The organism is Bradyrhizobium liaoningense (assembly GCF_018130785.1).
Lineage (GTDB): Bacteria > Pseudomonadota > Alphaproteobacteria > Rhizobiales > Xanthobacteraceae > Bradyrhizobium > Bradyrhizobium liaoningense_A.
On sequence record NZ_JAFCJT010000020.1, the window covers coordinates 37,403 to 59,192 of the forward strand.

Annotated in this window: 18 protein-coding genes; 8 read left to right on the top strand and 10 right to left on the bottom strand. The window is 63.4% G+C overall.

Translation table 11 applies throughout. The annotated features are described in order from the left end of the window. Positions 1 to 2: 2 nt before the first annotated feature. From JQ627_RS29370 to JQ627_RS29390, 5 genes are all read right to left on the bottom strand, one after another. Positions 3 to 1,394, bottom strand: coding sequence for a hypothetical protein (locus JQ627_RS29370; protein ID WP_212487865.1), 1,392 nt, complete (start codon positions 1,392 to 1,394; stop codon positions 3 to 5). Positions 1,395 to 1,465: 71 nt separating this feature from the next. After that, complete coding sequence (locus JQ627_RS29375; protein WP_212487866.1) at positions 1,466 to 2,677, bottom strand: glycosyltransferase family 4 protein; 1,212 nt, start codon at positions 2,675 to 2,677, stop codon at positions 1,466 to 1,468. Between the two features lie 58 nt (positions 2,678 to 2,735). Next, positions 2,736 to 3,932, bottom strand: a complete 1,197-nt coding sequence (locus tag JQ627_RS29380) for a glycosyltransferase family 4 protein (protein ID WP_212487867.1) — start codon at positions 3,930 to 3,932, stop codon at positions 2,736 to 2,738. Between the two features lie 32 nt (positions 3,933 to 3,964). Beyond that, on the bottom strand, positions 3,965 to 5,257 hold the full coding sequence (locus tag JQ627_RS29385) for a hypothetical protein (RefSeq protein WP_212487949.1): 1,293 nt from the start codon (positions 5,255 to 5,257) through the stop codon (positions 3,965 to 3,967). A 160-nt stretch (positions 5,258 to 5,417) separates the two neighbouring features. Next, the gene (locus tag JQ627_RS29390; protein WP_212487950.1) at positions 5,418 to 6,647 is read right to left on the bottom strand and encodes a polysaccharide biosynthesis/export family protein; all 1,230 of its coding nucleotides are present in this window, start codon (positions 6,645 to 6,647) and stop codon (positions 5,418 to 5,420) included. Positions 6,648 to 7,185: 538 nt separating this feature from the next. Here JQ627_RS29390 and JQ627_RS29395 point away from each other — a divergent pair. Beyond that, positions 7,186 to 7,329, top strand: coding sequence for a hypothetical protein (locus JQ627_RS29395; protein WP_212487868.1), 144 nt, complete (start codon positions 7,186 to 7,188; stop codon positions 7,327 to 7,329). Positions 7,330 to 7,340: 11 nt separating this feature from the next. On the opposite strand, the gene JQ627_RS29400 is transcribed toward JQ627_RS29395, so the two are convergent. Then, positions 7,341 to 8,501: a glycosyltransferase gene (locus JQ627_RS29400; protein ID WP_212487869.1), complete on the bottom strand. Its 1,161-nt coding sequence runs from the start codon at positions 8,499 to 8,501 to the stop codon at positions 7,341 to 7,343. 98 nt (positions 8,502 to 8,599) lie between these two features. Then, entirely contained in the window at positions 8,600 to 9,715 is a 1,116-nt protein-coding gene (locus JQ627_RS29405; protein WP_212487870.1) for a glycosyltransferase family 1 protein, read from the bottom strand. A gap of 269 nt (positions 9,716 to 9,984) precedes the next feature. Here JQ627_RS29405 and JQ627_RS29410 point away from each other — a divergent pair, with 269 nt between their 5' ends. From JQ627_RS29410 to JQ627_RS29430, 5 genes are all read left to right on the top strand, one after another. Next, entirely contained in the window at positions 9,985 to 11,004 is a 1,020-nt protein-coding gene (locus tag JQ627_RS29410; RefSeq protein ID WP_212487951.1) for an NAD-dependent epimerase, read from the top strand. A 150-nt stretch (positions 11,005 to 11,154) separates the two neighbouring features. Beyond that, positions 11,155 to 12,225 (top strand): GDP-mannose 4,6-dehydratase, encoded by a 1,071-nt coding sequence (gene gmd, locus JQ627_RS29415; protein WP_212487871.1) that lies wholly within the window; start codon positions 11,155 to 11,157, stop codon positions 12,223 to 12,225. Beyond that, complete coding sequence (locus JQ627_RS29420) at positions 12,206 to 13,147, top strand: GDP-L-fucose synthase (protein ID WP_312015818.1); 942 nt, start codon at positions 12,206 to 12,208, stop codon at positions 13,145 to 13,147. Before gmd ends, JQ627_RS29420 begins: the two co-directional genes overlap by 20 nt. A 176-nt stretch (positions 13,148 to 13,323) precedes the next feature. Further along, on the top strand, positions 13,324 to 14,637 hold the full coding sequence (locus tag JQ627_RS29425; RefSeq protein WP_212487872.1) for a UDP-glucose/GDP-mannose dehydrogenase family protein: 1,314 nt from the start codon (positions 13,324 to 13,326) through the stop codon (positions 14,635 to 14,637). 101 nt (positions 14,638 to 14,738) lie between these two features. Beyond that, positions 14,739 to 15,620 carry an aldose 1-epimerase family protein gene (locus JQ627_RS29430; protein WP_212487873.1) on the top strand — a complete coding sequence of 294 codons (882 nt, stop codon included), beginning with the start codon at positions 14,739 to 14,741 and terminating at the stop codon, positions 15,618 to 15,620. A gap of 26 nt (positions 15,621 to 15,646) precedes the next feature. On the opposite strand, the gene JQ627_RS29435 is transcribed toward JQ627_RS29430, so the two are convergent. Both JQ627_RS29435 and JQ627_RS29440 read right to left on the bottom strand, forming a co-directional pair. Further along, complete coding sequence (locus tag JQ627_RS29435) at positions 15,647 to 16,495, bottom strand: MBL fold metallo-hydrolase (protein WP_212487874.1); 849 nt, start codon at positions 16,493 to 16,495, stop codon at positions 15,647 to 15,649. 77 nt (positions 16,496 to 16,572) lie between these two features. Then, the gene (locus JQ627_RS29440) at positions 16,573 to 17,730 is read right to left on the bottom strand and encodes an acyltransferase (RefSeq protein ID WP_212487875.1); all 1,158 of its coding nucleotides are present in this window, start codon (positions 17,728 to 17,730) and stop codon (positions 16,573 to 16,575) included. 275 nt (positions 17,731 to 18,005) lie between these two features. On the opposite strand from JQ627_RS29440, the gene JQ627_RS29445 reads away from it, so the two are divergent. Continuing rightward, the gene (locus JQ627_RS29445; protein WP_212487876.1) at positions 18,006 to 18,821 is read left to right on the top strand and encodes a response regulator transcription factor; all 816 of its coding nucleotides are present in this window, start codon (positions 18,006 to 18,008) and stop codon (positions 18,819 to 18,821) included. A 29-nt stretch (positions 18,822 to 18,850) separates the two neighbouring features. On the opposite strand, the gene JQ627_RS29450 is transcribed toward JQ627_RS29445, so the two are convergent. Continuing rightward, a complete protein-coding gene (locus JQ627_RS29450; protein WP_212487877.1) occupies positions 18,851 to 19,993 on the bottom strand; it encodes a S9 family peptidase in 1,143 nt (380 codons plus the stop codon). A 146-nt stretch (positions 19,994 to 20,139) separates the two neighbouring features. On the opposite strand from JQ627_RS29450, the gene pgm reads away from it, so the two are divergent. Beyond that, positions 20,140 to 21,786 carry a phosphoglucomutase (alpha-D-glucose-1,6-bisphosphate-dependent) gene (gene pgm / locus JQ627_RS29455; RefSeq protein ID WP_212487878.1) on the top strand — a complete coding sequence of 549 codons (1,647 nt, stop codon included), beginning with the start codon at positions 20,140 to 20,142 and terminating at the stop codon, positions 21,784 to 21,786. The last annotated feature ends 4 nt before the right edge of the window (positions 21,787 to 21,790 follow it).

The following is a 21,790-nucleotide window of genomic DNA, read 5'->3' on the forward strand; positions in this document are numbered from 1 at the left end:
TTTTAACTACGCGCCGAGGCCAGCAGATCGCCTCGCCACGTTACCAGAACGACGGCGAGGCCGGCGAAGACGATCTTTCCCGCGAGCCAGGGCAGGGAATCCGACGGAGCTGCCGCGAGCATCGCGATCGCGGCGGCCGCGACGGTCGCTTCCAGGATCAGCAGCGCTTTTGGCGCCGCCCTGAACCGGATCAGCGGACCGCTGGCGAAGAGGATGATGAGTGCGGTGGCCAATGCCGCGCTCGCGATCTGCCCGGCGACCGATATGTGCAGCATCGCTCCGATCGAGGACGCCGCCGACACCAGCAGCAGCTGGCACGCCGCGATGACCACCAGCCGTGTGGCCGATTTGGTCAGATGCGGCACGATCGCGAGCGTGGCCTGAAGATGGGTGTGGAGGAAGTAGAAGATCGCCGCGACCGGCGCCGCGGCGAGGAAATCGACCAGCAGATCGCCGGGCACGAAAAGATGCGCCGCGTCTGGCAGGAGGCCGATCAGTCCGCCCAGCATCACGATCGTCGCGCAGAGGATGAACTCGAGCATGCGGGCGGTCGCCCTGCGGGCTTCGCCGTCGACGCCGCGCTCGAACTGGACCACGACATTGGGATAGCAGACGGTGTGAATGGCGGCCACCAGGACCGAGAACGGGCGTTGCAAAAGGTCGATCGCCATCGAGAAGCCGGCAGCTCCCGTCGACGCCCGGCCGAGCGTGGCGATCACGATCAGGCGCAGCGTGACGGGCACGGCGAGATGAATGACGGAGGCGGCCGCGGCCATGATGCCGTAGCGGCAGAAATTGCCCCAGTCGGTCAGCATGGCTTGTCGCGACGCGCGCCGTAACGAGGTGCGATGCACGACCAGGCTCAGGAGAAGCACCGCACCGTAGCCCGCAGCCATGCCGCACAGCGTCGCTGCAGCCGTGCCGTGGAACAGCGCACCCGCGACGGCCCCGGCCAGAAGCACGCTGGCGCGCAGGATCAGGAGGGCGGACGCGGTCCCCAGCCGGTCGGACACGCGGACGATCATGAAATAGAGGTCGGTGGCGCCTTGCAGCACGGCCATCGCCAGCGCGAGGGCGACGACGCTCGTCTCGAGCGTGCCCAGCAGTCCCGCCACGCTGCCGACGAGCAGCAGCACCAGCGCGCTCAGCAGCCCGGCGCTGAACAGCGAGAACCGCAGGCGCGCGGCCTCTTCTCCGGAAGCTGCGGCAAGGAAACGAACGCCGGCCAGCTGCAGCCATTCGAACACGAAGACGCAGAACAACTGGCTCGTCGCCAGCGCCAGCGAGAACGAGGTGTATTGGGCCGGCGAGAGGATATGGCTGACGGCGAAGATCAGAATGATCGCGGACGCACTCTGGTAGATATAGCTGCCGAATGCGAGCAGGCTGATCATGTCTGGCAATGCGTGAGAAAGAACATGGCGGGATGGTTGAGGGCCATTGGCGGCATCTGCGTCAGATTCGGCTATGTGCGAGGCGTGCCGCGGCCGCGCGTGAGCTCGTCGTAGACGTTGCGATAGCCGGCGACGACGTCGTCAAAAACCCATTTGTCGATGCCGGACTTCAATCGCTCGCTCATCTCCACGATCTGCTGCGGCGCTTCGATGATCGCCGAAATGCTCTTGGCGATCGAGGCGGGATCGGGCGACGTCAGCCAGCCGGTCACGCCGGGCTTGATCGCCTCCTGGATGCCGCCGAACGGCGTGCCGAGCAGGGGCTTGCAGGCGGCCTGTGCGTCGGCGACGACGAGCGGGCAGGGATCTTCCCAGACCGACGGAACGACCACGACGTTCACCTGTTCGTAAAACTGCTTCGGCTGTACGAAGCCGAGAAATTCGATCCGTGCATTCGGAGCGAGCGCCTTGAGCTGCTTCTGCTGGCTCTCGGTTGTGTGGCCTGCGATGACGAGCCGAATCCGTTCGGGCGGGATCGTCGCGATGGCGCGAACGAGATTGTAGACGCCCTTTTCTTCGGTCAAGCGTCCGATGAAGCCGAACGTGACGGTGCCATCAACCATCGCGGTCTCGGCGTTGCCGACGTCGGCGGTCGAGGCGTTTCGAATGACGATCTTCAACGGCGTCTGCGTGAACAGGCCGAGCTGGGTATGGATGTCGAGAATGCGCTGGCTGACGCCGACGACGGCGTTCAGATGCCGCGTCGCCCCGCGACGGCGGAAGGTCAGGACCTGACAGCTCATGCAGCTCGACTCGCAGGCATGCCCGTCCGAGAAGCGCGAGCAGCGCGGGCAGGTGAGATAATAGTCGTGAAGCGTGTGCAGGACGGGCACGCCCAGTTCCGCCGCGGTTCGCCATACCGCCGTCGTCAGGCCGGAGAGATTGTTGGAGTGCAGGATATCAGGCTTGAAGGCCTTGATGCGCGCCGCAACGAGTTCCGACATTGTCTGCCAGTCCTCGATCGCGTGCCAGATGCCGCGCACTGGCGAGCTGTGCTGCTTGGCGAAAGGAAAATAGATGTTGTGTACGGGCGCCGAATGCACGTCGATGCCGTTGCAGGTCTCCATCTGCTGGTTCGATGCGGACGCAGCACGTATCACTTCCACGCTGTCGTTCTGCCCGACCAGGGTCTCGGCGAGGCGGCGGACGAACGTTTCCGCGCCCCCGACCACCTTCGGTGCCAACGGCGTCGGATAGAGGGATGACGTGATAAGGATTTTCATCGAAAAGGTCTGTCCAGCTATCCTTGCCAAATGGCTTTGCTGAAATCTCCGTTTCGGCCTATTGCCGGTTGGTTCGATTGTTGTTCAAATACACGTCCAAATATTGTCCTGTGACTGAATCCGCTGAAAACCTCTCGGCAAATCCTGGCTGCGGAGGCCGGGCGATTTTCCAGCGCGACCTCTCGTTGACGGCCTCCAGCATCAATTCTCCCAGTCGCCTGTGATCGCTGGGTTCGTAGGACCCAACCATGTTGGAAAACCCCGCGATCTCGGGAATCCCTCCCGCTGTCGAACAAATAGTCGCCCGGCCCGCGTTGATACTTTCGATCAGGGTGCGCGGCAGCGGCTCCGGCCAGACCGAGCTCACCAGGCAGATGTCGATGCTGGCATAGAATTCAGCTGCCTTGGCAAAGCCAAGCCATTCGACATTCCTTCCGGTGCGGCTTTTTAGCCCCCGCACGTAATCTTCAAGTCCCTTTCCGGCAATTTTCAGTTGCCAGCCCTCGTTGGGAAGCTGCTCGGTGGCTTTTAAAACTACTTCGATACCTTTTTCAGCCTCGAGCCTGCCGATGAACCCGAATATCAGATCATCCGAACTCGATGCTGGTGAGGGCGCCACGGAGCTTGGATCGGCGATGTTGAAGATGACGCGGCTGTCCGTGCCCGGGAAGTACTTCAGCTTGGTGTGCTGGTCGAGCACGAACTGGCTGTTCGAGACCACTGCATCGACCATGCGCGATGCCAGCAAATAGGGCGATGTCATGGCCGCACAGACGGTACAGCGCTGCGCGCATGTGGCATCGCCCCGAAACAGCGTCGAGCGTTTGCAGAGCAGGGAATAGTCGCGCAGCGTGTGCACGATCCTGATCTTGCGCCGCTTGGCTTCCGACCACAGCGAGACCGAGAATCCCGTGAGGTTGTTGGTGTGGACGACGTCGGGCTTCTCGACGTCGAGGATTTCGGCGAACCGCGCCGCGGACTTGCGATTCCAGGTGTCCTTGAGATGCCACTTCAGGCGCTGGACCGAGGAGGGCTTCCTATCGTTGCCGAACGGCCAGTAGTCGTTGTCCATCGGTACACGGTATACGCGCACGCCCTTGAGTTCGTCGATCGTGCGATCCTGCTTGTTCTGAAGGCACACCACCGAGACCTGGTGGCCGCGCTGGACGAACGCCTCCGCGAGCAGCGACACAGATACTTCGGCGCCGCCGATGATCTCGGGCGGATAGAGCGTGTTAACGATCAGTATTTTCAAGGATAGCCTCGGATTAGCAGCCCGCCGCAGCGTCAGTTCGATGGCCGGATCTCGACATCCGGCACGGCCGTGCCCTTGACGCTGACAAGCAACGGCGTTGTCGATAACGCCGTCCAGGCGCCGGCGACAGGGCCCGGCGCTTTCTGACATACATAGCTGATCTCGGCATTGGGTTCCGCATTTTTTAATCGAACTTCGAAGCGCTTCGACGCAGTCTCCGACCAAAGCGCCAGTTTCGTTTCCGATCCGCTGTCACTGCGGATCTGCACGACGCCGGGCGCCGGCGTGGTTCGCGTTGCCTTCAGGCTGGTGCGGATGAAGGCCCAGCTCTCGCGAATGGAACACACCGCGGGCTTCGGCGAATTGTCGAAATGATAAATGCCGAAATTGTCCTCCAGTTCGCCAGGCTTCGTTCCACTGTCCTTCAGCTCGTAAAGCCATATCCCCTTGAGCCAGGGGCCGGCGGTCGAGGCCCAGAGGATGATCTGCGCCATGTTGTCGGCGGCAAGCTGCTCGGTCACGCCGCATTTCGCACTCGGCGTCGGCCAGCCCGTTTCGGTCAGATAGATCGGATAGTCGGGATTGCCGGTCGCCTGTGCGACGCGTTGATGAAGATTCTGCAGCCGCTCGATCGCCTCAGCCGCGGTGCGCCCGGCCGGCGATAAGCAATGGTTGTAGATGTGGATGGACATCCCGTCCGCAATACGAAGCAGGTCGGTCTTCAGCAGCGCGTCGGTCCATTTCCAGCCCGGATCGTCGCCCAGCGCTCCCACCACGAAGGGCGCGGACGGCACCGCCTGCTTGACTGCGGGCTGCACCGCTCGGGCGAGCGTCACATAATTGTCAACGGTGAAGAGCGGCTCTGCGCGCGCCCTGAGATTGTACTCATTCCACAACTCGAAGATCGGTTGCCGTGATGCGACCGCTTGCGCGGCTGCCGCGGCATAGGTGACGAATCTCTGGCGCGCTTCGTCGGTCGTCGGCGGATCGGAGTTCGGGACGAGGTGATGGCCGGCCCCGAGAATGAGCAGCGGGATTCCGCCGCCGGTCCTGATCTGGGTCTCGAGGCGGCCGTTCAGGGCATTGAAGCCCAGTCGCTTGCCGGGCAGCTCGAAATCCGACCAGGGGAAGTCGTCGCGGAACGAGGTGACCCCCAGCTCCTTCATCTGCTTGATAGCGGTCGCGGGCACATAGCCGCGGGCGCTGGTGACGCCGCCGAGGCCCTGGTGCGTGCCGACGCCCAGCAGGAAGCGCTGATCGAGCGGCTGCGCGTTCTGTGCGTTGGCAGGATATGAGAGGCCGGCAGCGACGCAGAGCCCGCTCATCAGCATCCGGAAACGACGCAGTGCGCGTTTCCTGTTTTGCTCGGTCACGCTCGTGTCCACTCCTGCTCGCGTCAACCCGACAAGGCTAATACTCTTCTGTGGCCCCAATGGGGTGGGGCCGCCTTGTCTGCGCGCTCGTCATTGAGCGCGCTGAGTTGGGCTATTTGGAGTTCACGACCACCGAGCTGATGTTGTCCGCGTTGGTGGTTGCCGCGTTCAGCGGGTTCATGAGCTTGATGAATTCGATCGACGGCGATTCCGCTACCGAGATCACGTCGTGATCGCGCATCCTGAAAGTATCCGCCTGGAACCAGCCGTCCGGCTTGCTCATGTCGAACTTGTAGACGGCAGGGACCGACTTGGTCGGGAACTGGGATACGGCGATGCCGATCCTCTCCAGCAGCGGCTTGGGCTCGAAACGGTAGACGTAGATCGACTTGGAGTCCGCACGGGCGCCGTCGAGACCGCCTGCCTTCGCGATGGCTTCAGCCAGCGACATGTTGTCGTTCTCAAACGAGAAACGACGGTTGTTGGTGCCGCCGATCGATCCCGGAGACGGCGTCGAACCGAACACCATATAGACGCGCGGAATGCGGGTCAGGAAGACGACATCGCCCGGAGCGAGCAGCGCGTCCTCGTTGGGGTTGTGCACGACCGAGGACATCGTCTCGCTGTAGGTGCGGCCGTCGCGCTTGATCGTGATCGTGCTCTCGTAGGACGGATATTTCGGGCCGCCGGCGCGTGCGATCGCGCCCATCAGACGAATCCCGCCCGGATCGATCGGGAAGCGGAGCGGCGAGTTGACTTCGCCAAGCACGCTGATCTGGTTGCCGCGCTGTTCCGCCACGCTCACGACGGCCTGCGGGTCGATGGCGCGGTCCTTGAGGCGCTCGCGGATGATGTTCGAGACGGCGCGCGGCGTCAGCCCAGCGACCTTGATCGATCCGGCGTAGGGGATGTTGATGTTGCCGGACTGGTCGACCTGCTGTCGCGGAATGTCCACGAAGTTGCCCGGTCGCACGCCCGCCTCGCGCGGAATGAACAGGCCACCTGCCTGCGCTTCGTACACGGTCACGGTGACGATGTCGCCGATGCCGATCGTGACGTCGCGATAATTGCCGCCGGGGAGGCGGGAGAACACCATTCCGGCGGAGTCCGTGAACGCGTTGGTCGCCTGGAGGATCGCCGGATTGACCGGCATCAGGGCATAGGCGAGCGGCGCACTCGGCTCGGTGATCAGCGCTGCATTTGTTTGCGTTGAGGCGGCATCAGGAGAGTCTAACGGAATGAAGCTACCGCAACCCGTCAAGGAGACGCTGATCGCAGCAACGGCCAGGATTCGGCTAATCCCGAAATCAAAATTCAAACGTTCGGTCTTAGCCACCGCCATTCCCTTCGTACTCATCTAAAATCTGAATCACCGTACAAATCCCGTGCTGCGGAGTCACTGCTACGTCTTCGACTTTATGGTAAAGCACTTGTGGCTGTGACCTTATTGCCACTTGTGAACGTGGATACACGTCGAAATCGCTGTCCAAAGTTTGTGCGGAACATCCTCTTTAGTGAGCAGTTCGCAAACTGAACATATACGTGTCAGACCGATGTCACGATTGAGGTCGCGATCGAACCAGTGAGCTGCGCGCGGCGATGGACCGCAGATGCGACAGCGTGGTCGCGCGATGATATCGACATAAACTTCAGGTGTGGGATCTGATCGTGAGCGATCCTGCGTTGTGTTTTCGTCATCCTGCGGCGGGCAATGCGCCCGAGCGGACGTTCTCGCCGGGTCATCGGACCAATGTTTCTGCGACGGGATTCCCCCTCCGTTAACGCTTAGATTTGGAAGCTGGCGTCACGCTGGCGTCCGTAAGGTCTTCCTAATCCTGATCCGGCTAGTGGTCGGTCAAACAAGAGGGAAGGCGAAGACGATGTTGCACACTGGATCATTGCTGTTCGCGGCCGGCTTTCTCACCTGCGCGCTGGTCGTCGCATCGGCCATTGCGTGGTCGTTCTCCGACAACCGCGTGACCGACGGCGAATTCGCGCAGGACGATGCCCGCCGGATCGCCTGATCGGCCGGTCGCTACGATCGCACATTGTTCGGGAAATCGGACTGCAGCTTCGCCTGCTGCCCGGATTCGCTCATCCGCACATGCAGGACGTCGGCATAGACCTGACTGAGGGTGCGGTGGGTCTGCTCGATGTCGTAGAGGCGGGTGAAACGCTCATATCCGGCACGGCCGACCGCAGCCAGATCGAGCCTGACTGCGCGTTGAAAACCTTCAGCCAGCTTTTCGGCCGAGACTTCGTCGCACAGCACGCCGGTCGCATTGTCTTCGACGATTTCCGGCAGGGCGCCGATGCGGAAGGCAATGATCGGCTTGGCCGCCCGCATCGCCTCGATGGCGACAAGGCCAAACGCCTCCCAGCGTGAGGGAATCGCGACCATGTCGGCATGGTCGAGCTCGGCCTCGATCTGGTTGCGGTTCATCCAGCCCAGAAACGAGACGTTGGCGGGCAGATCGCTTGTGCGGAATTTGCTGACGACCGAGGCGCCGATGAGGCGTACGTCGAGCTTGTCTCCGAGTGCACGCGCCGCCTCGATCAGGAGATCGTAGCCCTTCTGACGGTCGAGGCGCCCGATGAAGAGGACCTTGATCTTCTCCGACCGCCACGGCGCTGCGCCCTTGTCGAGCGCGGGACGCTGCTTGGAAATCCCGTTGTGCACAAGAACCAGGCGACTAGCCGCGATTCCGACCTGCTTGGCGTCGGCCTGCTCGCTCTCCGAGATGCAGACGATGCGATGGGTGAATTTCGACAGCACGAGCTCGGTGAATTTCGTGACCTCGCGGCTGAGGCGGCCGGTCTCGCGGCCGAAGGCCCAGCCGTGCGGGCAATAGACGATGCGCGATCGCCGATAGGTGAGCCAGAGCACCGGGCGCACCACGAGGCCGGCGAAGGACGAGTGCAGATGGATGACGTCAGGACGAAGCTGCCGGACCGCGCGCATGGTTGCAAACAGCATGCGAAACAGACCGAGCGCGTTGCGTCCGTCGCGCGGAAACGTGGTGACCGCGTCGTCCTCGATGTTCACCAGGTCGCTGCGATGGTCGGAAGGAACGACATAGTTGACGTTGCCGCGGCCGAAGCTCGCGCTCTGGTGCGGATGCAGCTCGTTGAGGTAGGTCGCGATGCCGCCACGGACCGTTTCGGCGACATGCAGAATCTTCAGGCCGCTGGACAACGGTCATTCCTTCCTTGTCTTGAAGACGCCAGATCTTGGAGACGCCAGATCTTGCAGACGCACGTCTAACGCCTCCAAGCAGCAATAATTGGGCCGCGTCATTGTTTCGCACGGCCGGATGTGGATTGGGATGCCGGTTTGGCGAGGAATTCGAGCATCGCTGCGGCGGACTTGGCCCAGGAATATGTCATGAGCCGCTGCCGCTGCTTCTCCTGTTCCGCCGGCGAAATCCTGCCGAGTTCAATTCTTTCACGCATCCGTGTCGAAAGATCGTCCGCGTTGAGCGGATCGAAATAGACGGCGGCATCGGCGCAGGTCTCGCGCACGGCATCGGCGGAACTCGCGATGACCGGACAGGCGAAGAACATCGCCTCCAGGGGAGGCACGCCGAATCCCTCATAAAGGCTCGGGAACACGAACGCCGCGGCCCGGGAGAACAGCGCGGCAATCTCCTCGTCCTTCAGGCGCCCGGCGATGACGACGCCGGCCCTCGATTCCGTGGCCGCGCCTCCGAACACCTTGCTGTTGTCGCCTCCGACCACGACCAGCGGAAAGTCGGCGCGGCCAAGCCGCTCGGCGGCACGAATGGCAGTATCGACATTCTTGTTCTTCGTCATCGAGCCGACGAAGAGGAAGAACTGATGGGGCGCAAGACGCAGTCTGTCGATGATCGAGAAGTCGGGGGCGACGGTCGCGAAATGTTCTGCGCTGTTCGCAATGACGGGAATCGACGCAGGATCCACCGACAGCACCTCGGCAAGTTCGTTGCGTGAAAACGCTGAAACTGTTGCGATCGTTGCCGTGCGTGCCAGCAGATGGCCGAGCGTCCGATGCAAGGCGAGGTAGCGCCAGCTGAAGAAGTCCGGTCGCCGGAAAACCTGCGCGTCATGAATCACGACAAGGTGTTCGCGGTGGAGCACCGGGCCGGAATTGGCAAGGCTGACGAGACGGGTGCCCGCCGCGGCGCGCGCCAGATCGATCTGGTCCCACGCGTGGCCCTGCAATGATCCAATCTGCTTGATGGTGATGCGGCGAAGACCGGGAAGCGTCTGCGCATTCGGCGGCGCAAGTATTTGCCACTCTGCATCCAGCAGTTGCCGCGGAGCTTCTCCGCTCGCGAGCAACCGGTCCATCGCCTTGACGATTTCGGCGGCATAGCGCTGCACGCCCGTTAGCGATTGTGACAGGAACCTGCCGTTGATGGAGAGTTTCAAAGCCGATCTTTTTCTTTGCGGGTTCTTGCGCGAACAATGCTCCAAGACTGGGCATTCGCGCCGAATATTCGTTCTATGACGTCTAGCACATGTGGCGCTATCGTCCGAGCATCCTCGCAGGCGGATAGCATGCGAGGATGCATGACGCCATCATGTTTCCTACACATTTCGATGCGCTTACATGGACCGACTGATTTGATGTTTGTCGTGACTGTCCAAACCTTGCCTCTCATGTCCTGGTCTGGCAATGCATTCGCGGAATGAACGAGATGAAAACTTTGCGGCCAGTGATCGTTACCGGTGCTGCCGGCTTTATCGGAATGCATGTTTGTGAACGGCTGTTGGCGCGTGGCGAGCAGGTCGTTGGCATCGATTCATTCACTCCGTATTACGATCCCGCGCTGAAGCGTGCGCGTCTCGCAACGCTCGAGCACCGTCCAGGGTTCAAATTCTACGAGATCGATCTCGCCGATTTCGCCGCCGTGACGCGCGTCTTCGACGAGGTCTCGCCCGATCGCGTCGTGCATCTGGCGGCGCAGCCCGGCGTGCGCGCGTCGATCGACGATCCCATCACCAGCATCCGCGCCAATTGTGACGGCTTTGTCACCATGCTCGAAGCCGGCCGGCGCCGGGGTCTGGCGCATCTCGTCTACGCCTCGTCGAGTTCGGTGTATGGCGCCAACCGCACCTTGCCGTATTCGACCGAGCATTCGGTGAACCATCCGGTCAGCCTCTACGCCGCAAGCAAGAAAGCCAACGAACTGATGGCGCATACGTTTGCCCATGTTCACAAGCTGCCGGTGACCGGGCTTCGCTTCTTCACCGTCTACGGCCCGTGGGGCCGGCCCGACATGGCCGCCTATCTGTTCACGCGCGCGATCTTTGCAAATGAGCCGATCAGGATTTTCAATAATGGTGACATGTGGCGTGACTTCACCTATGTCGACGACATCGTCGAGGGCGTGATCCGCACCCTCGATCGGCCCGCGACGCCGAATCCCGCGTGGAATGCCGAGCAGCCGGAGAATTCGTCGAGCTATGCGCCGTATCGCGTCTACAACATCGGCAACAACAGGTCGGTCAACCTGATGGAGTTCGTCGAGACGCTGGAGAAGATCATCGGCAAGCCGGCGATCCGCCAGCTGCTGCCGATGCAGGCCGGCGACGTCCTGGAAACGCGCGCCGACATTTCCGCCCTCCAGCGCGACGTCGGTTTCTCGCCTTCGACCTCGATTGCGGATGGCCTCGGCCGCTTCGTCGACTGGTATCGGACGTACCACGGCGTCTGATTCCGCGAGCGGCGGCACCTGCGTCCCGCCCGGGAACGCCTGTTTTTGTGCTGGGTTTTGCGCTTTTGGTCGCCGGTGACCTTGTCAGCGGGCGCGACGGTGGGTATCCCGTCCTCTGAACCTCTTTGACCCGGAACCAGGCGCAGGCCCATGGCTGAGCGGATCGCTCTTATCACCGGCGTGACCGGCCAGGACGGCGCCTATCTCGCCGAATATCTGCTGTCGCTCGGCTATGTCGTGCACGGCATCAAGCGGCGCTCGTCCTCGTTCAACACCGCGCGCGTCGATCATCTCTACCAGGACCCGCATGTCGGCAACGTGCCGTTCCTGATGCATTACGGCGACATGACGGATTCGACCAACCTGATCCGCCTGGTGCAGCAGATCCGGCCGACCGAGATCTACAATCTCGCCGCCCAGAGCCACGTCGCCGTCAGCTTCGAGAGCCCGGAATACACCGCCAATGCCGACGCCATCGGCGTGCTGCGCCTCCTGGAAGCGATCCGCATCCTCGGCATGGAGAAGGAGACGCGGTTCTACCAGGCCTCGACCTCCGAGCTCTATGGGCTGGTGCAGGAGATCCCGCAGAAGGAGACCACGCCGTTCTATCCGCGCTCGCCTTACGGCGTTGCAAAGCTCTACGGCTACTGGATCACGGTGAACTACCGCGAAGCCTACGGCATGTTCGCGAGTAACGGCATCCTGTTCAACCATGAGAGCCCGATCCGCGGCGAGACCTTTGTCACCCGCAAGATCACTCGCGGCGTGTCGCGTATCGAGGTCGGGCTGGAATACACGCTCTATCTCGGCAATCTCGAAGCCAAGCGCGACTGGGGCCATGCCAAGGACTATGTCGAGGGCATGCACATGATCCTCCAGGCCGACAAGCCCGATGACTTCGTGCTCGCCACCGGCGAGACGCGCTCGGTGCGCGAGATGGTCGAGCTCTCCTTCGCCCATGTCGGCCGCCGCATCGCCTGGCGCGGCAAGGGCGTCGATGAGACCGGCGTTGACGAGACGAGCGGCAAGACCGTGGTACGGGTCGATCCGACCTATTTCCGTCCGACCGAGGTCGATCTCCTGGTCGGCGACGCCAGCAAGGCGCGAAAGGTGCTCGGCTGGACGCCGAAGCGCAGCTTTGCCCAGCTCGTCGAGGAGATGATGGCGAGCGATCTGGCCGAGGCAAAGCGGGACGCTGGCAGTGGCAAACGCACCGTTTGAGCTGAAGGGCAAGAGCGTCTATGTCGCCGGCCACCGCGGCATGGTCGGCAGCGCGATTGCGCGCCGGCTGGCGCGGGAGGACGTGCAGCTCGTCACGGTCGACCGGCGCGAGGTCGATCTCTGCAACCAGGCCGCTGTGTTCGACTGGTTTGCGAAAGCGCGACCGCAAGTGATCTTCCTCGCCGCCGCCAAGGTCGGCGGCATCGTCGCCAACGATACGCTGCGCGCCGAGTTCATCTACGACAACATCGCGATCGCCGCGAACGTGATCCAGGCCGCGCATCTCAACGGCGCCGAAAAGCTGATGTTTCTGGGCTCGTCCTGCATCTATCCGAAGCTGGCACCGCAGCCGCTGCGCGAGGATTCGGTGCTGACAGGTCCGCTGGAGCCGACCAACGAGCCCTATGCGATTGCCAAGATCGCCGGCATCAAGATGGCGGAGGCCTATCGCAGCCAGTATGGCAGCGACTTCATCAGCGTGATGCCGACCAATCTCTACGGTCCCGGCGACAATTATCACCCCGAATTGAGCCACGTGGTCGCCGCCCTGATCCGCCGCTTCCACGAGGCGAAGGTTTCGGGCGCAAGGAGTGTCGCGGTGTGGGGCAGCGGCACGCCGCGGCGCGAGTTCCTCTATGTCGACGACATGGCGGATGCCTGCGTGCATCTGATGAAGACCTATTCGAGCGCGGAGCTGGTCAACATCGGCACCGGCGAGGACATCACCATCGCCGAGTTCGCCCGGGTCGTGGCAGACGTCGTCGGTTACGGCGGCAAAATCGATTTCGACGCCTCGCGTCCCGATGGAACACCGCGCAAGCTGCTCGACGTCAGCCGTCTCGCCAGGCTCGGCTGGCACGCCACGACCTCGCTCGAGGACGGCTTGAGGCGTGCATACGCGGCCTATCTGTCGCATACGTAGAATGCAACGATTGCATGTCGCGTATTTCAGGAGTTGTCAGCAACGCCTGTCACGCGCGGCGGCTAAGGTTAATTCGTTCGCGAAGCAGCCTGCCCTAATGTTGGGCGTGCGACCGGATAGAGAAATGGTCTAGGGTGTTCGAGTGGAACATCCGTCTTCAACGGAAAGAGTTTTTCATGCGAATCGCGATGATCGGAACGGGCTATGTGGGGCTGGTGTCCGGGGCCTGCTTTGCGGATTTCGGTCACGACGTCACCTGCGTCGACAAGGACGAGAAGAAGATCGCGGCGCTTCATCGCGGCGAGATCCCGATCTACGAGCCCGGCCTCGACGAGCTGGTCGCGACCAATGTGAAGGCCAAGCGGCTCGACTTCACCACCGACCTGTCGAAGCCGGTCGCGGACGCCGATGCCGTCTTCATCGCGGTCGGCACGCCCTCGCGCCGCGGCGACGGTCACGCTGATCTGTCCTATGTCTACGCCGCCGCGCGCGAGATCGCGCAGTCGCTGTCGGGCTTCACCGTCGTCGTGACCAAGTCGACCGTCCCGGTCGGCACCGGCGACGAGGTCGAGCGCATCATCCGCGAGACCAACCCCGCGGCCGACGTCGTCGTCGCCTCCAACCCCGAATTCCTGCGCGAGGGCGCGGCGATCCGCGACTTCAAGTACCCCGACCGCGTCGTCGTCGGTACCTCCGACGAGCGCGGCCGCAAGGTGATGGGCGACATCTATCGCCCGCTGTCGCTGAACCAGGCACCGCTGATGTTCACGGCGCGCCGCACCGCCGAGATGATCAAATACGCCGCGAACGCGTTCCTCGCGACCAAGATCACCTTCATCAACGAGATCGCGGATCTCTCGGAAAAGGCCGGCGCCAACGTGCAGGAGGTCGCGCGCGGCATCGGCCTCGACAACCGCATCGGCACCAAGTTCCTGCACGCGGGTCCGGGCTTCGGCGGCTCCTGCTTCCCGAAGGACACCAAGGCGCTGATCAAGATCGCGCAGGATTATGACGTGAGCTTGCGCATCGTCGAATCCGTGCTGGCCGTCAACGAGAACCGCAAGCGCGCGATGGCACGCAAGGTCAGCCAGGCGCTCGGCGGTAGCTTGCGCGGCAAGACCATCGCCGTGCTCGGCCTCACCTTCAAGCCCGATACCGACGACATGCGTGATGCGCCGTCGATCCCGCTCGTCACTGGCCTGATCGACATGGGCGCGACGGTCAAGGCCTTCGATCCCGTCGGCATGGAGCAGGCCAAGAGTGAGCTGCCGAACATCACCTATTGCGAGGACGCCTATTCCTGCGCGCAAGGCGCCGATGCGCTCGTCATCGTCACCGAATGGGTGCAGTTCCGCGCGCTCGATCTCGACCGGCTGAAGGCGACCATGACGCAGCCCGTCGTCGTCGATCTCCGCAACGTCTACCGCCCCGAAGAGATGCAAGCCGCCGGCTTCACCTACGAGAGCATCGGACGGTCGTCTCAGGCCTGATAGCCTCTGCGGAACTGATTTTCGCCCGCCTCATTCCGGGGCGGGCGAAATAGTTTCTGTTGCGATATGATCCGGTCGCGGCTGCCGCCATGGAGATTGTCATGACCGACGACACGCACACGATCCGGAGCGGCGGGCTCGCCGCGACCATCAAGGCGCATGGCGCCGAGCTGTGCTCGCTGAAGGACGGCAGCGGCACCGAATTCCTTTGGCAGGCGGGGCCGGCCTGGCCGCGCCACGCGCCGCTGCTGTTTCCGATCGTCGGGCGTCTCGCCAATGACGAGTTGCGGCATCGGGGCAGGACGTACCGGATGACCCAGCACGGCTTTGCGCGCGACAGCCGCTTTGCGTGGCGTGCGCGTGAGGAGAACCGTTGCACGCTGGTGCTCGAAGACAGCGCGGCGACGCGCGCGCTCTATCCTTTCGCGTTCCGCCTGACGGCAGCCTATGCGCTCGATGACGTTGGCCTCGATCTCTCGCTCACGATCGCCAACACCGGCAACGAGATATTGCCGGCCTCGCTCGGCGGCCATCCCGCTTTCAACTGGCCGCTTGAACCGGAAACAGCGAAGGAGAGCTATGCGCTCACCTTCGCCGGCGCAGAGCCATCTCCGGTCCGCCGTCTCGACGGCGGCTTGCTGCGCGCGGCAGCCGAGCCAAGTCCGGTCAAGGGCGCGGCGCTGTCCTTGTCCGAATCCTTGTTCGCCGACGACGCCATCATCTTCGACCGGGTCGAGAGCAATTCCTTGCGCTATGCCGCGGGGCAGGGCGGGCCCTGGTTGGAAATGTCCTGGCGCGGCTTTCGCGAGCTCGGCGTCTGGTCGAAGCCGTCGGGCGCGCCGTTCCTCTGCATCGAACCGTGGCGCGGCTATGCCAGTCCCGCCGGCTTCGACGGCGAGTTCAGCGACAAGCCGGGCCTGATGCACATCGCACCTGGAGCAGAAGAGCGATTGTCGTATCGGATCGAGGTCGGATTGTCCTGAAGCCGGCCTTCGCGTAACTGGAGCTCTCAGACCTCGATCCGCGTGAGGTCCTCACCGAGCACGACAGGACCTGCGTAGTCTCGGCGGACGTCCGCGAGAAGTGCATTCAGCATGGTATCGTCGGTGCGCGGCCGGTGATGGGTCAGCGCGAGCTTCTTGACACCGGCCTTGGCCGCGATCTTGCCGACCGTATCGCCGCAGGCGAGCGTGTATTTCGCGAGCCGGCGGAAGTGGTCGTTGTTGATCTCCGGCGTTGCGAGAAAGCAGCACTGGACCAGCAGGTCGGCTCCCTGTGCCAGCCGCTCGAGACCGGGGCAGGGGACCGTGTCGCCGGAGATCGCAACGACCTTGCCTTCGGCTTCGAAGCGGAAGCCGAGACACATCCACCGCGCGAGAAACGCCGGCGACATGTCGAGGCCGTCGCCATGCGAGACGAGCTCGGCGCTGATCTTCCAGCGACCGTTGTCGAGGACGGGGCCGGGAATGATGTCGGTTGCGACGACCGGCGTCCAGCCGCCGAAAGTCGGCTCACCCTGATCGCGCCAGGCGATATCCTTGTCGTAGACCTGTGTGATCAGCGTGTTGACGAGCCGTTCGGTATCGGGCGGACCGTAGATGCGCAGATCATCCTTGCGCCCATGCATCCACGAATTCAGCATCACGTCGTAGAGGTCGCCGATGTGGTCGAAGTGGTGATGGGTGAGAAACACCATGTTGATGGCGCCGAGCGGCACGCCGGCCTTGTGGAGCTGCACCATGACGCCGCGGCCGGCGTCGAACAGGATATTCTCCTCGCCGAGCCTGATCAGCGTGGTCGTCGCCATGCGGCGCGGATCCGGGCGCGGGCCGCCGGTGCCGAGCAGTATGACCTCCATGGCGCCTACTCCGGTGTGAAGCCGGTCGAAGACTAGATTCGATGCTGGCGGCGAGGCAAGACGCGTCAGACCTGCGGTCAGCGCATGCCGGTCGCAGTAGCTGCGATGTTCGGCCGGATCGTCGAGCGGCTAGAGGCCGGGGAGGTCAGGCGATGCGCGAGATCCTGCGCGCGCCGCTCGACCAGATGCCAGGTCGCGCGCGCGACGAGATAGCTGAGCGCGGCAGTGACGGCATAGGCGATCAGCAGCGAGAGCAATCCGTCCGTAAGCGGCCAGATCTGGCGCAGGCCGTAGATCACCGCGAAATGCGACAGGTACATCGAATAGGAATTGCGGCCGAGCGCCTCGATCGGCCAGCAACGGATCGCGAGCCGGATGCAGCCTGCAACCAGCGCGCCGAGCACAAGGTTGATCATCAGATAGTTGAACTCGTGCGAGCCGGTCGCGCGATCGGCGATGAAGGACAGCGCGATGAAGACGGCGAAGATCGCTGCGTCCGACTTCGTAAAGCCGTCGCGCAGCGAGAAGAACAGCGCGCATCCCACGAGGAAGACCGGCAACTGGTTCAGGAAGCTGATGTGCAGCGCATTCCAGACGAAGGCCTCGTGGCCGGGTCCGTAATAGGCCGAGAACAGCGCGAAGGCCCACGGCTTGAACAGGCAGACATTGACGAGATGCAGCACGATCGCGAGTGCGAGATAAAGACGGCGGCGCGATCCGAATGTCGTGATCAGAAGCGGAAAGACGAGATAGAAAATCATCTCCGCCGCGATCGACCAGTCGCCCGGCACGACGCTGTTGACGCTGTCCGGCCAGAAGCCGTGCAGGAACGTCGCGGTCAGGATCACCTGGAGCGGCCCGATGCCGTTGGGTGCGTTGTAGCTGGGACCCGTGCCGTTGACGACGAGGTAAATCGGGATCGCGAGCCAGAACAGCGGCGCGATGCGCAGGAAACGCCGGATGTAGAATTTGCGCGTCGGGTCGGTTTCGGTGCGCTGCGTCCACATCAGGCACATCGTCATGGCGCTGACGAAGTAGAACACATTGACGCCGGCCCAGCCGCACATGAAGGCGAAGTCGACGGCGCGGATATTTGAAGGAAAAGACTGTGAAACGTGGATCGCCATCACGCCGACGATGGCGAGGCCGCGCAGCAAGTCGAGCGTATGCGAGCGACTGAGAGGCGTTACGCCCTCGCCGGTTCGTCCGGCAGCCAACCGGGCCTGCCCCTGCATCACGCCTGCTCCGTGTTACGCATCTGCAAGCGGGGACCATAGGGGCGCGGCCGGCTTTTCCGAAGCCGAACGCATTCTTTACGTTACCCGGCGGTTGAGTCCGGTGTCGAATGTGCGGGATTGGCGGCGGCGAGGTGGCCTAAGGGCACGATGATGCGCGCGATGAGAATTGTGGGCCAATTCATACTTAATGCGCCAATACCATGACCAATATTGTTCGGGCATCACAACACGCCTAGTATTCCGGCAGGCAATCTCGGGGGCTCGAATAAGTCGTGAATGTTCGTTCACAGGACAGTGCGCTGCGCGACGACTTGAATTTTCAGGCCGGGCCGCCAGCACACAGGACATCCAACAACGTGGTTGATTCCGCACGACAGGAATTAAGGCCTGCCGGACGCGAGCGGCTGATCGTCGTCGAAGACGATCCCGTAACGCGAACGATGCTGGTCGGCTATTTCAACGAGAACAATTTCGACGTGGTCGGCGCCGGCTCCTGTGCGGAATGCCGCCAGGCGCTGCGCTCGCGCACCGATCTCGTCTTCCTCGACGTGCAGTTGCCTGACGGCGACGGCTTCGAGCTCGCCAAGGAGATCCAGGCGACCAGCAACGCGGGCATCATCTTCGTGACGCGCCGCGACACCGACGTCGATCGCATCCTCGGCCTCGAGATCGCCGGCGACCATTACGTGACCAAGCCGATCAATCTGCGCGACCTGCTCGCGCGCGCGCGCAGCGTGCTGCGGCGGCGCTCGATCGACCGCAAGGCGGCGCGCAGCCACAATTCGATCGCGTTCGGCGACTGGATCATCGATCTGACCCGGCGCGAGCTGCTCGGCAGCGACGGCAAGCCGGTGGCATTGACGCGCGCCGAGTTCGACCTGCTCGCGGCGCTGGTCGGCGCCGACGGCAGGCCGCTCAGCCGCGACTATCTGATCGAGGTCGTCAGCAACCGCCAGGCCGAGGTCGATATCCGCACCGTCGATGCGCTGGTGGCCCGGCTGCGCCGCAAGCTCGTCGGCAGCGGCACGCCGGTGATCGCGACCGTCACCGGCGTCGGCTACAAGCTGGCGCTCAGCGAGCGGCTCTAGCTCTATCCACTGAAAGATCGCGCTCGCGCCTATCGCGCGCGAGAGCTCTGGTCCGTGGAGGTCTGTCGCGTCGCCCCGGCGAGCTTGTCGTCGATAGCATAGAGCGTGCAGGTCGGCGACCATTTCATGCAGGCGCTAAGCGAATCGCGTTGGGCGTCGTCGGCCGTCGTGCGGCCCGAGCGCCAGCCGTAGCCGCCGTTCGGCGACACCGCAAAAGCCTTGTGCGGCATCGTGCTGGCGAGATAGCGCGAGAATTCGGCGCGCGCGGCCTCGTTGAGCTGGCCCGGCGGCGGCAGCGGATCCGGTGGGCCGAGGATGTCGTGGCCGAGCCCGCGCTCGCGCAGGAAGGCGTCGAGATACGGCGTCCATTGCGGACGGCCCACCACCGAATGGAGATAATGGCCATCGTCGCCATAGGGCGGCGCCGCGATGAACTTCGCGTTACCGCCATTTTTGCGAAACCCGTCATGGAGGCGGCGCGCAAGATCGGGACCGAAGAAGGAATCGTTGCTCGCATAGACCCACAGCATCGGCACGCGCGAGGTCTTGCCGAACGTGGCGAAGGCCTGCACCAGCCCATCCTCGTTGCAGACGTCGTCGTCATCCCGCGAGCCGCGGCCGCCGGCAAAGCTGATCGCGGCAACGAGACCGGCCGGCGCCTGCGCGGTCAGCGCGACGGTGGCGAGCCCGCCGGCCGAATGGCCGGCCGCGATCATGCCCGATGTCGTGACGTCGGCCCTGCGCCCCATCGCGTCGATCGCCGCGCGCAAATCCGCGACAGCAACCGCCGCCGCCGGCAGATAGGCGGCATTCGCGCAACCGCCGACGCTGTCGACGCGTCCGCCGGGCGAGGTGCCGTAGCCGCGCCGCATCACGATCAGGGCGGCAAAACCGCGCCGGGCGTATTCGAGTGCGATGCCGTAATATTTATGCGCGGACATGGTCGCGCGGTCGTCGAACTTGCGCGGCGAACCGTGGCTGAGTAGCGCGAGCGGATAGCGCTTCGTACCGTCCGGCCGGACCAGAAAGGCCTCCAGCCCCTGCGGCCCGGCCTCCGTCATCGGAATGCGCAGGTCTTCCGTGTAGAACTCCGCGGCCATCGCATCGGGCACGATGCCAGCCGTTGCAAGCCAGGCCATCAGAAGAACCAAGAGCCTGTGAAACCGCGTCATGCCCCGACTCGAAAAAGCCCCGATCTGAAGGACCATAGCATGATCTCAGGAACGGCCAGCCCACCGCGCGTGTTGTGCCCTTGGCGCGGGGCCGGCCGATGCTATGGTATTCCACAAACTCTGCACGACAGGACGAGGATATTTCAGTGGCTGATGTTCATCCCGCGGCGGGCAAGCTGGCCTCGCCGGACGCGCTCACCAACGTTCCGCGGCTGGTGACGGCCTATTTCGCCGGCAAGCCCGATGTCGGCGATCCCGCGCAGCGGGTGGCGTTCGGAACCTCCGGCCATCGCGGCACGTCGTTCAAGAACAGCTTCAACGAGGGCCATATCCTCGCGACCACGCAGGCCATTTGTGACTACAGGAGAGAAAAGGGCCTGACCGGCCCGCTCTTCATCGGCATCGACACCCATGCGCTGGCCGAACCGGCGCTGGTCAGCGCCGTCGAGGTGTTCGCCGCCAACGGCGTCGACATCATGATCGACAAGGACGGCGGCTACACGCCGACGCCTGTCATCTCGCACGCGATCCTGACCTACAACAAGGGCCGCACGAGCGGCCTTGCCGACGGCGTCGTCGTCACGCCCTCGCACAATCCCCCCGAGGACGGCGGCTACAAATACAATCCGCCGCATGGCGGGCCGGCCGACACCGACGCGACCTCCGTGGTCGAGAAGCGCGCCAATGCCTATCTCGCCGACGGCCTGAAGGGCGTGAAGCGCATCGACTATGCCAAGGCGCGCAAATCCGCGAACGTACACGCCTACGACTTCATCTCGCCCTACGTCGCCGATCTCGGCAATGTCGTCGATCTCGATCTCGTCAAATCCGCCGGCATCAATATCGGGATCGATCCGCTCGGCGGCGCCGCCGTGCATTACTGGCATCCGATCATCGAGCGCTACGGCCTGAAGGCCACCGTCGTGAACGAGGCGATCGACCCGACCTTCCGCTTCATGACCGTCGACTGGGACGGCAAGATCCGCATGGATTGTTCCTCGCCTTACGCGATGGCGAGCCTGATCGCGATGCGCGACCGCTTCGACGTTGCGTTTGCCAACGATACCGACGCCGATCGCCACGGCATCGTGACGCGCACCGGCGGCCTGATGAATCCGAACCACTACCTGGCGACCGCGATCGCCTATCTGTTCGCGCACCGCCCGAACTGGGGCAAGGATGCCGCGATCGGCAAGACCGTGGTGTCGAGCTCGATCATCGACCGCGTCGCCAAGAAGCTCGGCCGCAGGCTGGTCGAGACGCCGGTCGGCTTCAAATGGTTCGTCGACGGGCTTGTCGGCGGCAGCTTCGGCTTCGGCGGCGAGGAGAGTGCAGGGGCCTCGTTCCTGCGCCGCGACGGCACGGTGTGGACCACCGACAAGGACGGCATCATCCTCGGCCTGCTCGCAGCCGAGATCATGGCCAAGACCGGCCGCGATCCCAGCCAGCTGTTTGGCGATCTCACCGCCGAGCTCGGCGTGCCCCACTATGCGCGCATCGACGTCGCCGCCACGACGCCGCAGAAGAACATTCTGAAATCCGTCACGCCCGAGCAGCTCGGCCTGAAGGATCTCGCCGGCGATCCCGTCCGCGCCACCCTGAGCAAGGCGCCCGGCAATGGCCAGCCTTTCGGCGGCATCAAGGTCGAGACCGATTTCGGCTGGTTCGCGGCAAGGCCGTCCGGCACCGAGGACGTCTACAAGATCTACGCGGAAAGCTTCCGCAGCACCGAGCACCTGAAGCGGATTCAGCAGGAAGCCCAGGCGGGGCTTTCGAAGGTGTTTGGGGCCTAGCTGC